This is a genomic window from Chamaesiphon sp. VAR_69_metabat_338, from assembly GCF_031423935.1.
Taxonomy (GTDB): Bacteria; Cyanobacteriota; Cyanobacteriia; order Cyanobacteriales; family Chamaesiphonaceae; genus Chamaesiphon.
Map to the genome: position 1 here is coordinate 1 of NZ_JANPGM010000689.1, position 15,702 is coordinate 15,702.

A 15,702-nucleotide genomic window follows, 5' to 3' on the forward strand; every position below is an offset into this window, starting at 1 on the left:
TGTATACACCGTAGCTTCAAAAGGGGGAACCGGATTCTTAGTCCCCCTTTTTAAGGGGGATTTAGCGGCTCGCTATGGGCGGGGTTCCCCTGCACATAAAAGCGAGACAAGACAGGGGGATCTACCCGCTAAAAACGTAGCAATTAGACTTTTCAAACATCTTCCTAGCGAAAGGTAATTATCAATTATCAATTATCAATTCTTAAATCATTCAAGTTTGGGCTGAGTGCGACCGAAGAATAAGTAATAAGCGATCGCCATCCATAAAAATAGTGCTAATACATCCACAAACGTTGTGGGACTGGGCTTCGCCATCCAGAGTGCTGGTGCGCCCATGACTGAGTCAGTAGTGGTGAAAAATATATTAGTAATATTATTTGCGGCATGAACCCCTAACGCCAGTTCTAACCGATTGTCTTTGAGCGTAATTAATGCTAAAAACACACCAATTGAAAAATATTGTAATGATACCCACACGATCCCGTGGGCAATTTCGGGATTGCCTAAATGGGGAAGAAAAAATAACAGACCATTAGTAATAATTAAAATTAGCGGCTGACGAGTAATTAGCCCCATCCCCTGCATCAAATAACCCCGAAAGAAAATCTCTTCGCAACTAGTTTGAATCGGTGTTAACAGTGCTGTTGCTACAAATAGCAATGGCCATTCACGCAGATCGAAATGAAATTTATACTCGCCAGGACTCAGCCATAGTGAGAGGACTGACGGAATTATCATCAGTGCAAACCAAACAATAAATCCATACCCCAATCTCGGCCAGTCAAGCCGACCCGTCCCAGACACTAGCCCCCAAACAGAACGACCGTGAATACCTCTGACGGCAATTACTGTACCCAAAAACCAGAAAATAAACGGGATATTTGTACTGATGTAGTGCCCCAGCGAGGGTGTTTTTGTGAATTTTTCAATACTGGCGATATCGCTGACCCCAGCGATCGCAAATAGGGCGATCGCATACGCTACCGAACCAAGAATGATAAAAAAAGCAAGGCTCAATAAGATGCCACAGACATATCGCCACCACTGATTTTTACCCTGTCGAGCGATGTTCAGGTAATTTATGGAATTTGTGCTGTTAGTTGGATCTGACAAGTTATTAAAGTTGGTAGTTGTTACCAAGATAAGTAGCTGGACACGAGTACTGATTAAATGCAAGATCGCCTGAAACCATTGCGGTGGGTACTCCCCACCCTACACTACTCCCCGCTCCCCGCTCCAGCCACAGCTTCCCCTAAAGCCTAAAGCCTAACTTTGTCTATTCAACCGGCACAAAATCATAGCCAGTACGAGAAGAGTAGCGATAATTAGGCGGAGTGGGGGCGACTTGCACCAAGGCATAGTGCTCGGTCGGCTCGCCTTTAGTAAACTGCAATCGGCCAGAGGCACCTGTAAAGTCACTTTTGGTAAGCATTGTCATCACGCTTTCTCTAGAAGGCGAACTTTCGGCTTTGATGGCCATCCCCATTGACTTGACGGCATTATATGATGTAGCGGTCGCCCAGTTGACGCGATCGTGCCACAGTTGCTGCGCGCCGTTGGCAAATTGGGGGGTACTTTCGGATTCTTGCCACGGTACGCCCATAGTCAAGCCAGCGGCAGCTTTGCCAGCTCTAAGCGTATTGACGCTGTACATGGCAGTATCGCTCAAGACACTCAAGCGGGGATATTTCCGCTCGATGATTTTTAGGAGTTGGATCGCCTCTCGCTGGGAACGTCCGACGGGTAGTAACAGCACTGCCTCGGCTCCGGCGGCGTTGGCTTGCTTGAGGTAGTTGTCTGCATCGAAAGGAGGTGGAGTCGCAGTTGGATTCGGCGATGCAGATGAAGCTACCATCGAAAATTGAAACATGCCCACAATTTGGCCGCCTCTAGCTGCTAATTTATTGGCAAATTGATTTTTAAATTCATCATTATAGGTAATCGTTGGGACGGAAAAAATCGCTACTCGCCGTTTGCCTTCTTTGTCGATTAAGCGATCGACTAATTTTTGGACGATCGTATCGGCGCGGGTATTAGTTCTAAAGATGTAGGGTTTAGTGCTATTTGTGAGTTCGTTGGCCGTACTAATCGGCGCAATAAAGGCCAGTTTTTCGCGGTTATAGATATTGGCGGCGGCGATGGTGACATCATTGCGGTTATGACCGACGATGCCGAGGATTTCTGGTTGCTTGGCGATCTCCGTGGCAATGTTGTCGATCTGCTTGGGGTCGTCGCCATCATCGACGATCCGCAGTTTGATTTTGGCCTCATTCACGCCCCCAGTTTGATTGATTTCGGACTGAGCCTGGGCGAAGCCGCGCAACATTTCGGACGCACGATCGAGCGATCGACCGATCGGTGCGGAGGTGGCAATCGTAAAACTGCGGCGATCGCCGATCAGCGCATTGTTTAGATAGATGCGGGTTTCGGGCGAGTTGGGATTTTCTACCAGAGCTGCTTGGAAATTAGTCACCGCTTCGTCATATTTTTTATTGGCGATCGCTAAGACGCCTGCCCGTTTGAGACTTTTAAAGCGATCGGTATCGCGATTACCTTCGATACTCATCAGAATGCGATCGCCCTCACTACTCCGCTGGGCTAATGTCTGGCCGAGAGAACCCGTCGAGCCAGGGAGCAATTTTGACAGCAATAGTGCGCCCAAACCGACTAAGGCTGCCACACCAATTTTTCCCAGCGGTAGCGGTTGTCGATCGCGCGTGGGTACTGCCTTGGCTGGAGGTGCGGTATATACCTGCATCGGTGCGGTTTCTGGCAAGATCGGTGCTGCGATGGGCGGCGGTACTCGCTGGCGATCGCGAGGTACTTCGCTGCCGATTTGGAGGGTATCTTCTTGCTCGAACGTGCCCAAGAGGAGTGTAGTCGGCACGGGCGAACTACTAGCGGTGGCTAGATTCGCGACTGGCATGCTGACGACTGGAATCCCATAGATATCGTCGAGTGCTTCCAACACATCCCGCGCCGACTGAAATCGCTCGGTAGGATTATGGCGCAGCATTTTGTCGAGGATCTCGGCCAAACCATCGCTGACGTGGAGATCTGCCGATCGCCATTGCCAAGTATTGGTATCGTCAGCCAGTAAAGCTTGGGGCGGTTTACCCGTGAGTAAATTCACGCAAGTGACTGCCAAGGCATACAAGTCCGACGACGGATAAATAGTACTACCTTGGCGTTGCTCCCACGGCGCGTATTCTGGCATAGATCCACTCGTGCTGAGATCGTCCCCTGTCTTCAGATCCGCGTCCATCACGGTCTGCTTGACTGCCCCAAAGTCGATCGCATAAATTTGACCTTTTAAGTCCCGCATGATATTCGAGGGCTTAATATCGCGGTGGATCGAGCCTTGAAAGTGAGTGAACTCTAAAATCTTGCCAACTTCCCGCAAGACATAAATAACTTCCGGCTCCGTAAATTTGCCTCTGGCTTGTAATTCCTGCTGGAGGTTTTGGCCTTCAATATATTCTTGAACTAGATAAAAAAACTTTCGCTGGATATGTGGTGGTGTGGCAGCAGCAATCAGTTCGAGAAAGGCAAATAGGCGGGGAATGCGAGGATGCTCGCCCAGTTTTTCGAGCACTTCGGCTTCGCGATGAAACAACTTAGTCGCCGTCTCTATTTGCTCGTTGGTAAAACTTGGATTGACCTGCAATTGTTTGATGACACAGCGTCTGAGTTCCGGCGTCCGCCGATCGTACCCTAAAAAGGCTAGGCCCGATCCACTCTGATGGAGCAATTGCGTGGGTAAATAACGGCCATCCAAAATCAGCGGCATCCCACAATTGACACAATGCCGTTGGTGAACGGTTTTTAACAGTTTGCTATCGTCGAGATCGGCAAATGAGTTGACAGGTTGTTCGCAACGAGGACGCGTGCAGTAGATGTCCATGAGGAGTTGGGAGTTGGGAGGTGGGAGGTGGGGGACGGGGACGGGGGAAGTTTCGCGAACTGGACTTGCGATGTGAGTGGTTTGGGTTGACTGCACTGTGCGGGGTGTTGGCGATCGCTAGCCTTTTTTGCCAATCGGCAGCCGGTTAGGAGCTTTGAGCTGGTCTTTGCGTTTTTGCAACCAAATTGTAATGGCGAGATAAACAACACTATGGAGGAGCAACATTCCCCAATTTAAGCCCAGATTTTGCCAAGTTGTGTCGTAGACGGCTGACGTTTTCATCACTTGAGTGAAGTCCATCACCGCATTTTTGGGTGGGGTGAGCAGATTGAGATCGATTAAAGTGCCGTACGCCCCGATCGACCATTTCCCGATGGTAAACCAGGAGATAAATTGACCCACAGCTACCTTGTCCAGCCCAAATAACACCCCCGCAAAGATAATCTGCGGTAACAGTAACAACGGTAACGCACTATTGGCTTGAGAGCTGTTTTTGACGCTGGCGGAGACCATCAAGCCCAGACAGGTGGCTGCTAGAATACTCAAAAAAGTCGTAATCGGCAGACCCACAGCCCAATTGAGCGGTGCGAGTGCGGCGATCGGATCGGGGTGCGCGAAACAAATCAGCACGATCGCACTAATCAGACAACTCTGGATCGCCGCCAAGCCGCCCAACGTCAGCACTTTCGAGCCGACGTAAGTAAATAAGCCCAAATTAACCAAGCGTTCGCGCAGATAGATCGCCGCTTCTTTGATAATTTCTTGGAGGGAACTGGCCAAACCCACCCAGATATTAATGCAGGTGAAAACGAACAGGATTTTGAGTGCCATGCCCGATCGATTGACGTTGGGCGCACCGACAAAGGGCGTCAGCCACGGATTGGTCGCCGCATTGAAGCTCTGACTCGGATCTTGCAACACATCTTTGGTCGCCAAGTAAACCAGTAAAATTCCGATCGGAGCTGTTAATAATGAAAGACCTAAATACACCGGATCGCGTTGGAGCAGACGGAGATAACGGCGGGTGAGAATCTGCAACTGCTTGAGAAAAGATTGCTTGACTCGGGTGGGTGGCGGCGAGAGCGGCGATCGATTGTGACGATCGAGCGTATTTGGCAGACTCAATCGCTCTTGGACGTAGGTTTGGTAGTAGCTCGAATCTGCAAACCGACGCGCCATTTCCACGCAGGCTGCTTGAGTTTCGAGCTGAATATAAATATCGGCAAAATCTAGACTCGGTACTTCAAAAAACTCGGTCGCCACTGCTGGCGGGCCAAAATAACACAACTGACCGCCCAAACCCAAAAAGGCCACCCGATCGCACAACATGATATTACTAGTTGCATGAGTCACCAGCACCACCGTCTGACCGCGATCGGCCAGTCGGCGTAAGAGCTGCATCATTTTTTTGTCCAAGCCCGGATCTAAGCCAGAAGTCGGCTCGTCCAAAAAGAATAACTTGGGATCTGCTAGGAGTTCGACACCAATACTCACGCGTTTGAGCTGTCCGCCACTGAGGTTTTTGACTAAACTATCCTGACAGGGAACTAGCTCGATTTGTGCCAAAGTTTTGGCGATCGTGGCCGAAATATCGGTATCGGGCGGCAGCCGCATCTGGGCGGCATAATCGAGGACTTCCGTGACTGTGAGCTGGGAATGAACGATATCGCTTTGCGGCACGTAACCGATCGTATTGCGATAAATATTAAAATTATCGACCAGGTTATCGCCGTTGAGATATACCAGTCCGTGAGTGGGTTGGGTAATCCCCAGCAGAGTTTTCATCAGGGTCGATTTCCCCGTACCGCTGCCCCCGACGATCGCGACAAATTGTCCGGGTTCGATCGCCAAATTGATATTATCGAGCAGACACAGCCGCTGCCGATTCTTTTGCTTGACGACCTTGGTAATCCGATCGACATCCAGGCGGATATTGTCACCGCGATCGGCGATCGTCAGCGCATCGTTTTGTAAGACAAAAGTATAGGGGCCAATTTGCAGCACCGAACCCAGATCCATCGGCGCGGTTTTGTCTACATGCTGGCGATCGACAAATACCCCATTGGGGCTGTAGTTGTGCAGCAGATATCGTCCCGAAGCCATCCGTTGCACCGAGGCATGATACCGCGATACCGTCGGCGCATCCAGAACAAAATCATTATCCTCACTCCGCCCGATCGTCACTGTCTGTTGGGGTACCAGCGACATCCCGGTTTTGACTGGTGCGGTACCCACGCGGACATTGTTTGGATCGATATAGACGATCGTGGCGTAATTTTGCGGATCTTGGCCGATCCGCAGCTCGTCATAGGACTGGAGTCGGTAGCCTTCTTGGGGTCTAATTAAGCGATTGTTAATAAACAGCCGATTGCTACTGGGGTTGTGGCCATCGCCATCGTAGATATAGTAGCCATTATCCACCCGGCAGAGCTTGGCCTGATGGCGGCTGACCAATTCCCACTCGATCGGGACGATCAAACCGATCGGCGGTGGCTGCGACGGCTCGCGACCGAGATCGTGTTCGTTCTCGCTCAGATCGAAAGCCACTACCTGGCCCTGCCAATACATCTCAATGCGGGGAATGGCGTTGAAAACGGTCTTAGGAGTCATCATCATATCGTGCTAACAGAAGATCGTCATATAGTCCTACCTGCGATCGGCAAATTGTTAAACTCAAGACTATAAAATCGCTCCAGTTATTGGTATTAAAATGTCGATCGACATCTTTAAATTACCGCTTGCGATCGGCAAAAGGCGACCGATCGCGAGCATCATGCTCATCTTGACTAGATACTACCCTGCGTCCTGAATAATCTACACTAATCTTATCTCGCTCGGTCGATCTCTACCACTTTTTTCAGCTTTGGCTGCAAATTGTGATTCAGGACGGGTGATATCGCGGTATCGCGCTGGAGCGTCGCTATTAAAGGCGGATTTTATTTAATTTCGAGCGGGAGGTTAGAATGGTTGAGACTTTAGATCTCGATCGGCAACCCCTACCAGCATATGCAGAGATTAACTTTAAATCGCCGACTCACAGTCGCATCCTGGCTAGTAATTTGCACTGGCTGCTTCATTTTGTCTGGCTGCAACAACCTCGCTCCCCCAATGTCCGACGCACCGCCTGGTGCGCCCGGTGGTGGCCCTCCTGGTGGTGGCCCACCACCGGGCGGTGGCGACAACGCTAGACCAGAACGGCAGGGTTCCAACCCACTGAAGTTATTACAGAATCCCCTGGTGAAGTCCGAACTCAAGTTGACTGACGAGCAAGTCACGAAAATTAAGGAAATCGAATCGAGTTTAACGACTAAAATTGCCGCTGATTCTGAGTCAGTCAAAACTAAATACCAGTCACTCGAAGCATTGCCCAAAGATAAACAAGACAGCGCGAAAAAGCAACTCGCGGTGGAAATAGAACGGGGGACGGCCAGTATTGCCAAACAGTCCCAGCAACAGGTTAGCAAAGTGCTGACGCCAGCGCAGTCGAAAAGAGCTAAGGAAATTTTGTTGCAGAAATATGATTTTGGGATTGTTACTAAAGATGACGTTGCGACCGATCTCCAGCTCACGGATGCGCAACAAAAACAACTCAGCGATATTGTCGGCCAGATGCGGATAAAAACGAGGGAGGCTTGGGAAATTCCCGATCGCAATGATGTCGCCAAACGCGAGAAGACTCTTGCCGACAACCGCAAACGGATGGAAGCCGTAATGACAGACAGCAATCGACAAGCTAAGGCAGTGTTGACACCAGCGCAACTCAAAACCCTCGAAACTCTCAAAGGTAAATCAGTCTCCTTTTCATTAGCAGACATTCGCTAATCGATCGAGGAGCGATCGCCCGAGGGTACCCAACAATCTATCGATAGTTATGGCTACACCCCCGACTTCTTAGAGAAGTCGGGGGTGTGTCATCACAGAGGGTACCCTCAGATCTACGATAATTACTAACTAATAGCTCCTAGATTTGCGACATAACCGATCTAGCCGCCGCTAAAGTGCGATCGATATCAGCCTCACTATGCGCTAGGGATGTAAAGCCAGCTTCAAACTGTGATGGTGCCAGATAAATGCCCTGCTCCAACATCCCACGATGAAAGCGACCGAATTTAGTCACATCCGAATGCTTGGCATCTTCAAAATTGTGAACTGGCCCTTCACAGAAGAATAACCCAAACATGCCACTAATATTCCCGCCACAAGCCGCATGTCCGGTGTCGCTAGCAATTTGCAGCAAGCCGTCGATCAGCCGCTTGGTGATTTTATCTAGATACTCATAGGCACCAGGCTTTTGGAGCAATTCTAGAGTTTTAATTCCCGCCGTCATCGCCAAGGGATTGCCGGAGAGCGTCCCGGCTTGATACATCGGCCCTGCCGGTGCGACCATCGACATGATCTCTTTACGTCCGCCGTACGCACCGACGGGTAAACCACCACCGATCACCTTACCCATGGTCGTCAGATCGGGCGTCACGCCAAATCTCTGCTGTGCGCCGCCATAAGAGATCCGAAAACCCGTCATGACTTCATCGAAGACTAGCAACGCGCCATACTCTTGGGTAATCAATCGCAAGCCTTCCAGAAAGCCAGCATCGGGCACGATAAAACCGGCATTCCCGACGACAGGTTCGAGAATCACGCCCGAAATAGTGTCGGGATTGGCGGCGAATAATGCTTTGACTGCTTCGAGATCGTTATAAGGTGCCGTTAGGGTATCGGCTGTTGTCGATTTAGGTACGCCAGGGGAATCTGGCAAACCGAGAGTCGCCACCCCAGAACCAGCTTTGACCAAGAACATATCCGCATGTCCGTGGTAGCAACCTTCAAATTTGATAATCTTGTCACGTCCGGTAAAGGCGCGCATCAGCCGCAGGACGGCCATACAAGCTTCTGTGCCAGAATTGACAAATCTCACCATTTCGACGCTGGGAACGGCATTGATGACCATCTCAGCAAGGACATTTTCTAAGTAGCAGGGCGCACCGAAACTAGTTCCTTTGGCAAGGGCATCGTGCAAAGCTGCGATCACTTCTGGGTTGGCATGTCCGCAGATCGCTGGCCCCCAACTGCCAACATAATCGATATACTGATTGCCGTCTACGTCCCAGACATAGGCGTCTTTGACGCGATCGAAGACAATCGGTTGGCCACCGACAGATTTAAATGCCCGCACGGGAGAATTAACTCCACCTGGCATCAGTTTCTGAGCGGCGGCAAATATTTCTGCCGATCTGGTCGTTTTCAAATTAGATGTAGAAACCAATGTGTTCTCCCAACGGTATATAAGGCTTATTTTAAGTAATTTCGTACTGGAGGCGATCGAGACTATAGTAATTTTAGTAGAGTTGACCCGAATACCCAAGGCTTACATCGCAACATTGTTACCAGAGTTAGTCTGCTGGATACTTTTACTATCTAAATATCCCTGTGACTCATTGACGATCGCGGCATTGCGTAACGCTGTTAGAAACTAGATACGGGCACTTGGAGGGAGACAAGATCTCTGTACTGGTGCAAACTGCGAACGATCCTAATGCCTAGTCTTTAATCACGATCGCCTCGATCTTCGCGGTATTTGTGTCGCGATCTATCTCTGTAATCGCCCACCGCAGGGGTTCGCCCCATTGTTGAAGCGCAGTCTCGATCGCTAAATCCAGTGTCGATCCTGCCTTCGTAATATCCATTTCGATTTCGATCGATTCAATGTGCATGTGCGATCGGGAGTTAACGGTCAGGATATAATAATATCCTAAATATTTACCACTACATTGGGTCGAGTTTATTGTGAGTCAGTACTCGATCCCGACTACTCATCCGCGCCATCCTTCCGCTGGCAGCTTTAGATCGATTGCTATTTAAAATATTTTTTATATGTCAGATCCGATAATTAGGATTGAGAATTTAGGTAAAAAGTATATTATCGATCGCCAGCAACAGCAACATTATTCAACACTACGCGAGACAATTAGTAATGGCGTACGGAACTTATTTAAACCGGTAGTCGATCGACAAGTTCGACAGGAGCGCACGTCAAAGCGAGAAGACTTTTGGGCATTAACAGATCTATCTTTAGAGATTAATCAAGGCGATCGAGTGGGGATTATCGGTCGCAATGGCGCGGGCAAATCGACTTTATTAAAAATATTAAGTAGAATCACCGAACCCACTTGTGGCAGCATTCATCTGCGCGGCAAAGTTGCCAGTTTATTAGAAGTGGGTACGGGTTTTCATCCAGAGTTAACTGGCCGAGAAAATATTTTTCTGAATGGTGCAATTTTAGGCATGAGTAAAACTGATATTGCGCGTAAATTTGATGAGATTGTTGATTTTGCCGAAGTAGAAAAGTTTTTAGATACACCAGTGAAGCGATATTCTTCAGGCATGTACGTGCGATTGGCATTTGCCGTAGCCGCACACCTAGAACCAGATATTTTAATTGTCGATGAAGTATTGGCAGTCGGAGATGCCCAGTTTCAAACAAAGTGTTTGGGCAAAATGCAAGATATCTCCCAAGATCGGGGTCGAACGGTCTTATTTGTCAGTCATAGCATGGATGCAATCCAAAGATTATGCTCGCAATGTATCATGCTCGATCGTGGTAAATTTATTGCCCACGATCTTACTGCGAAAATAGTGCCACTATATTTAGCTGGTGATTTCGAGCGAGCTGCGCCTGGTGAATGGATCGATTTAGCCAATCTCGATAACCGTATTACTACAGCAGCAAGATTTATCGCCATCCATTACAGTAGCCTCGATCGATCGGTTTCATTTCAGCCTTATGCTGATGGCCCACTGGAATTTTTATTAGATATTGAGGCTAAGTTTTCACAGCATATTGGCTGTCTTGCCGTGACGATCTACAATCGATCGCGAACAATGTTGATAAATGCTGATATTATTTTATCAGGTCAAACTGTATTGCTGCGCAAAGGTCTCAATCGGTTTCAACTAAAAATCGACAGCTTGCATCTAACACCAGGGATCTATGTTGTGGGTTTGTGGATGAGTAAAACTGGCACTGAAGAACATTTAGATTATTTAGAATCTGCTTTGGAAATCGAGGTAGTTAGTACGATCTCGAATACTATGGGTACGAGTTATTATGGGGCTGTAACCTGTAACTTTAGTCTGGTGGAGATTCCCACAGTTTAGACGATCGATCTCCAAGCTAATTTAGATCGGGCAAGCTTAAACGATCGCACAAATTAGATGTTTATCAATACTTAGATCGTGAAAAAAACCGTAAAAAGAATCATTCGTCAAATAGTACCAGCACCGATTTTAGATAAATTAATTGCTAAACTAACTAACAATGCCCCAGCGGTTGGAGCTGTGAATTTTGGCAATCTGCGACGGTTAACACCGATTAGTCGCCAATTTGGCTACGATCGCGGAACGCCGATCGATCGTTACTACATTGAGAATTTTTTGAACAGTCAATCTTTAGATGTTTGCGGACGGGTATTAGAAATCGGCGATGCTGCTTATACGCTCCGGTTCGGTGGCGATCGTGTTACTCAGAGCGATGTATTGCATGTAGTTGAGGGCAATCCAGTGGCAACCATTGTTGGCGATCTTACCAATAGCGACCTGATTCCATCCGCTAGTTTTGATTGCTTAATCCTCACCCAAACTTTGCAATTAATTTATAATCTTCAAGATGCGGTAACAACGATCGATCGCATCCTCAAACCAGGAGGGATTGCCCTAATTACCGTGCCTGGAATCAGTCAAATTGCGGTCGATGAGTGGAAAGATTATTGGTGTTGGAGTTTTACCGAGATCTCCGTACGGAGACTATTTGCAGAAAAATTTCCCGCTGATAATATGACAATCGAGTATTATGGAAATATCTTAGCCACAACTGCTTTTCTACAAGGATTAGCAACTCAAGAATTGACCGCAGCCGAGTTAGATGATCGAGATCCATGTTATCAGATGTTAATTACGATTAGATTAGTCAAACCATAGCGATCGCCATGAGAATACCTGGGCTAAATAGATTAAAACAAATAAATTACAACGTCCAGAAAAGACTAGCTAAATCGAAAGGGCCGATTTTGATGTATCATCGCGTTGCGGAATTAGATATCGATCCGTGGTCTTTGTGCGTGACCCCCCAACACTTTGCCGAACATTTAGCCGTTATCAAAGAAATTGCCCACCCGATTAGTCTCCAACAATTAAATCGCGATCGCCAACAGGGCACAATTCCGCACCGAGCGGTAGCCATTTCTTTTGATGATGGTTATGCCGATAATCTCGATCTTGCCAAGCCAATTCTCGAAAGCTATGGCATTCCCGCTACCATGTTTGTGAGTACTGGTTATTTAGGCGCACAGCGTGAATTCTGGTGGGATGAACTCGCTAGAATCCTGTTAAAACCAGGCACATTACCCCCGCAGTTGACACTAATTATTGGCGATAATTGCTGTGAATGGGAATTGGATACCGCCGCTGACTACAGCCAATCTGCATATCGACACGATCGTTACTGTCGAGCCTGGGCAGCGCAACCCGGTTCGCGCATGTTTTTGTACTATTCAATTTGGCAAGTGTTGCGAGACTTAGCGGAGATCGATCGTCAGCAAGCTCTAGCCCAAATCGCTACTTGGGCTGGAGATGACTCTCAACCCCGCTCTAGCTATCTGCCGTTGACAGTTGACGAATTAGCTAGTTTAAGCAGCGGCGAATTGGTTGAAATTGGCGCACATACAGTCAATCATCCTTTCCTGCCTGCGCAGCCGATAGCCGTACAACAGGCCGAAATCGATCGCAGCAAGCGAGAACTAGAGCGGCTCTTAGATCGCCCCGTGACGAGCTTTTCCTATCCATTTGGCGATCGCACTGCCGCGACGATCGAACTGGTCAAAGCATCGGGATTTGAGTATGCTTGCTCTACTCAGCCAGATGTTGTCTGGGGAGGGAGCAATTGTTTCGATTTACCGCGCTATGGTGTTGGAAACTGGAATGGCGCAGAATTTGCCGAACGACTGGAACTGTGGCTGCAATAATGGTTCAATCGCACTGTAAACATCCTGTAACCATCGATCGCGACTAGCGACCTCGAAACGGGAGTACCCTGAATCTCTACCAGCTACTAATGTTTTGTCATGATGCCAGCCATGAGCCTATACATTATTACTGGTCATTCGTGCAGATAATTGTGTGGTGGGGTAAGTTTTAGGCTTGGGCAAGTCAACTTTTACCAGATCCCTATGTAGATCGGCTAGTGCCAAGTTTGTACCGCGTTGCTCGGCATTAAAAAATTTGCGGTCTTGGGATGACATTGATAACGACCGCAGTTGATGGAAGAGATATTTTGGCAAAGATCGCATCGGCGGCAACGGATGGCGGAGCGAATATAGCACCATATGCGAATATGCCATACATTCGATCAATCTCAATAAGTAGGTTAATTCCAGTCGTGCTGCGGGAATCAAATGTGTTAGCTTTAGTGCGACAAATTGGCCGCTACCCATGCCCAGATCGCTAGCTACCAACGCCAAATCGGTATCGCCACCACTCGATAGGAGTTTGCCCTTACGATCTAAGCTCATCCTTCTCCCATCGGAGACAACCAATTTTGCATAACGTTCGGCAACGATGCGCCGAACGCACAATCCTGCGCCGCAGGGATTAGTTTCATGGGTTGGTAGAACATCAGATAGTTTGTCTGCGGTAATTTCGCGAATTGCCAACAGGGGTAAGTAGCGTTGGCTCCAAACTGGCGGTGTCTGCTCGAATTCCCCCACGATGCGACCGCCCCAGGCACCCATCGCCGGATATTGGCGGGCGATGCGCTCGGTATTTAGTAAATAGTCCGCATCAAGGACATTATCATCATCGACAAAGACGATAATATCGCTCTTAGCAGCATCGATCCCACGCAAGCGAGCGGGAGTAAGTCCGAGTTTTGGTTCGCGAACACAGCGACTCTGAGGATGCCAGGTGATATCGATCCGATCGGCAACAGCAAAATTACTAGCATTATCAATTACTACCAATTCCCACCGATCTTTTGCTAAAGTTTGTGCCTGCAAGGCAGTCAACACGCGATCGAGATAATCTTGGCGGGGATTGTGAGTACAGATAACAACAGTAATATCCATGAGTCTAAAAGTGTGAGTTATAAGTTAGCAAATCGATCGAGTGTAAGTTTCGAGCTTAATTCGCGATTTACTGCTTTCAAACTCAACTTCAGTAACAATGGAATCGTGGACAGCGAGAAATGGCAGGCGAGTGCGGCACGAATTTGGGCGATCGCCGCAGCTCGATCTTTGGCTTTAATAAAGTTCTCAGCCGTACTCAATCCATAGCGAGCATAATTTTGCAAGGCATTGCGATTGAGGGCGGTGGCTGTGGGCGTGGGTAGATAGTCTTTGACAATCTCAATTGCCTGCCGAAAATCTTGAATATTCTCGCCCGTGCGGATAGTGTTGCCAGTCAAGGAGGTGGCTCTTTGACGATACAAAGCTAACGGTTGAGCTTCATACCAAACTGGATATTGCGCGGCGATCCGCACCCACATTTCCCAGTCTTCGCCCCAGCACTTCATCCGCCGATCGAACCCGCCCAATTGCTCGTAGACTTCTCTCCGGACGACAATTGACGGCGTTTGAATGAGTTGGCGCACGGCAATTCGTTCGAGCCAATTATTCAAAACACCGCTTTGCGATCTTTCCAGACCCGAAAGCTGCGTCCAGTTGCTCTGCTCGTCGATAAAGGCATGACGGCTAAAAGCCGCACCAATTTCGGGCTGTCGATCGAATCCCGCCTGTAATTGGCGATAAAAACCGGGCAGCACCAGATCGTCACCGTGCAGCAGATGGATTAACCTACCGCGCGATCGCTGTAAACAAGTGTTGAAGTTTTGGATATGACCGACATTTCGGGGCTGTCGATAGAAACTCACGCGATCTCCAGCCAATGCTCTGACGATCGCTTCGGGATCGTCTTGAGTCGAGCAATCGTCCACTACCTCGATCTGCATTAGCTCCCGTCCTGGATCTTGAGCCAAAACGCTTGCCAAGGTTTCTTGAAGATAATTCGCACAGTTGTAAGTAGGAATCATCACCGACCATAACGGTCGCGAGCTTCCGGCTGGCACAGGGGCAATTTGAGATCGATAGGGATGTGACTGACTCATGAATTTTTGCAATCTTGGATTAGATCCGAACTAAGCTCTATTTCCGTTCTAGTTTTCAACGATCGAATGTAGTGGTTTCGACCAGAAGATCTTGGCAAGTTTTCGGTAAATTTTTTGCCAATTGCGCAGGAGACTTTCGAGTCGAAACCGGAGGGGATGACGGTATCGATCTAATGCTCTGTGCAGTACCGGCCACACATCGGTATCTTGCAATCCTCGTGCTGATAAGTACTGCTCCAACCAGCTCAAATAGTTTAGGTGGTCAGCATTGGGTTGGCAGGGATCGTAGGTACCGATCGCTTGAGCCACATGACAGCAACTGCGAGCATGCTGTCGATATCGATCCCAATGTCCGCTAGCGACAAACACTGGCGATCTCGCGCAGATTTTGGCAAATAAAGCTTGATCTTCAAACATGCCTCGAAAGGATTCCTCACAACCACCCACCGTTGCGATCGTCTCCCGTCGTATCAACATGCTACAGGTGCCAGGGGCTTCAGCCTGACCATCCAAACACAGAGTCAATAACGTGGGTGGTAGGACGACTCGATCGGGTTGGACGCCTAAAGCTCGACCTCGATCGAGCTTGATATCCTCCGGCTCGTTTGTCCAGCCGTGCCACATCCAGGTCGAGTTATAGACCATT

General features: G+C 48.6%; 11 protein-coding genes and 1 pseudogene. 4 read left to right on the plus strand and 8 right to left on the minus strand.

Going from position 1 to position 15,702, the window contains the following annotated elements; all coding sequences use genetic code 11:
• Window positions 1-207 precede the first annotated feature (207 nt).
• The 3 genes from RMO84_RS19225 to RMO84_RS19235 form a co-directional block, all read right to left on the minus strand.
• A complete protein-coding gene (locus RMO84_RS19225; RefSeq protein ID WP_310490045.1) occupies window positions 208-1,113 on the minus strand; it encodes a type II CAAX prenyl endopeptidase Rce1 family protein in 906 nt (301 codons plus the stop codon).
• A gap of 163 nt (window positions 1,114-1,276) precedes the next feature.
• A complete protein-coding gene (locus RMO84_RS19230) occupies window positions 1,277-4,000 on the minus strand; it encodes a bifunctional serine/threonine-protein kinase/ABC transporter substrate-binding protein (RefSeq protein WP_310490046.1) in 2,724 nt (907 codons plus the stop codon).
• A 21-nt stretch (window positions 4,001-4,021) separates the two neighbouring features.
• Complete coding sequence (locus RMO84_RS19235) at window positions 4,022-6,520, minus strand: ATP-binding cassette domain-containing protein (protein ID WP_310490047.1); 2,499 nt, start codon at window positions 6,518-6,520, stop codon at window positions 4,022-4,024.
• Window positions 6,521-6,910: 390 nt separating this feature from the next.
• Between RMO84_RS19235 and RMO84_RS19240 the strand changes: the two genes are divergently transcribed.
• Entirely contained in the window at window positions 6,911-7,726 is an 816-nt protein-coding gene (locus tag RMO84_RS19240) for a hypothetical protein (RefSeq protein WP_310490048.1), read from the plus strand.
• Window positions 7,727-7,865: 139 nt separating this feature from the next.
• Here the strand turns inward: RMO84_RS19240 and hemL are convergent, their stop codons facing one another.
• Window positions 7,866-9,167, minus strand: coding sequence for a glutamate-1-semialdehyde 2,1-aminomutase (gene hemL, locus RMO84_RS19245; RefSeq protein WP_310490049.1), 1,302 nt, complete (start codon window positions 9,165-9,167; stop codon window positions 7,866-7,868).
• A gap of 274 nt (window positions 9,168-9,441) precedes the next feature.
• Window positions 9,442-9,615, minus strand: a complete 174-nt coding sequence (locus RMO84_RS19250) for a hypothetical protein (RefSeq protein WP_310490050.1) — start codon at window positions 9,613-9,615, stop codon at window positions 9,442-9,444.
• A gap of 160 nt (window positions 9,616-9,775) precedes the next feature.
• On the opposite strand from RMO84_RS19250, the gene RMO84_RS19255 reads away from it, so the two are divergent.
• From RMO84_RS19255 to RMO84_RS19265, 3 genes are all read left to right on the plus strand, one after another.
• Window positions 9,776-11,059: an ABC transporter ATP-binding protein gene (locus RMO84_RS19255; protein WP_310490051.1), complete on the plus strand. Its 1,284-nt coding sequence runs from the start codon at window positions 9,776-9,778 to the stop codon at window positions 11,057-11,059.
• 78 nt (window positions 11,060-11,137) lie between these two features.
• Window positions 11,138-11,878: a methyltransferase domain-containing protein gene (locus RMO84_RS19260; RefSeq protein WP_310490052.1), complete on the plus strand. Its 741-nt coding sequence runs from the start codon at window positions 11,138-11,140 to the stop codon at window positions 11,876-11,878.
• Window positions 11,879-11,970: 92 nt separating this feature from the next.
• A complete protein-coding gene (locus tag RMO84_RS19265; RefSeq protein ID WP_310490053.1) occupies window positions 11,971-12,921 on the plus strand; it encodes a polysaccharide deacetylase family protein in 951 nt (316 codons plus the stop codon).
• A gap of 117 nt (window positions 12,922-13,038) precedes the next feature.
• Here the strand turns inward: RMO84_RS19265 and RMO84_RS19270 are convergent, their stop codons facing one another.
• The 3 genes and pseudogenes from RMO84_RS19270 to RMO84_RS19280 form a co-directional block, all read right to left on the minus strand.
• On the minus strand, window positions 13,039-14,019 hold the full coding sequence (locus RMO84_RS19270; RefSeq protein ID WP_310490054.1) for a glycosyltransferase: 981 nt from the start codon (window positions 14,017-14,019) through the stop codon (window positions 13,039-13,041).
• A 17-nt stretch (window positions 14,020-14,036) separates the two neighbouring features.
• Entirely contained in the window at window positions 14,037-15,056 is a 1,020-nt protein-coding gene (locus tag RMO84_RS19275) for a glycosyltransferase family A protein (RefSeq protein WP_310490055.1), read from the minus strand.
• Between the two features lie 48 nt (window positions 15,057-15,104).
• Window positions 15,105-15,702: pseudogene (locus tag RMO84_RS19280) on the minus strand (glycosyl transferase family 2); the annotation flags it as partial.

Bases quoted from the DNA above. Each gene is read 5' to 3' on its own strand.
- RMO84_RS19235 (WP_310490047.1), bottom strand. From the start codon at position 6,520: ATGATGATGACTCCTAAGACCGTTTTCAACGCCATTCCCCGCATTGAG.
- RMO84_RS19240 (WP_310490048.1), top strand. From the start codon at position 6,911: ATGCAGAGATTAACTTTAAATCGCCGACTCACAGTCGCATCCTGGCTA.
- RMO84_RS19250 (WP_310490050.1), bottom strand. From the start codon at position 9,615: ATGCACATTGAATCGATCGAAATCGAAATGGATATTACGAAGGCAGGA.
- RMO84_RS19255 (WP_310490051.1), top strand. From the start codon at position 9,776: ATGTCAGATCCGATAATTAGGATTGAGAATTTAGGTAAAAAGTATATT.
- RMO84_RS19265 (WP_310490053.1), top strand. From the start codon at position 11,971: ATGTATCATCGCGTTGCGGAATTAGATATCGATCCGTGGTCTTTGTGC.
- RMO84_RS19270 (WP_310490054.1), bottom strand. From the start codon at position 14,019: ATGGATATTACTGTTGTTATCTGTACTCACAATCCCCGCCAAGATTAT.
- RMO84_RS19275 (WP_310490055.1), bottom strand. From the start codon at position 15,056: ATGAGTCAGTCACATCCCTATCGATCTCAAATTGCCCCTGTGCCAGCC.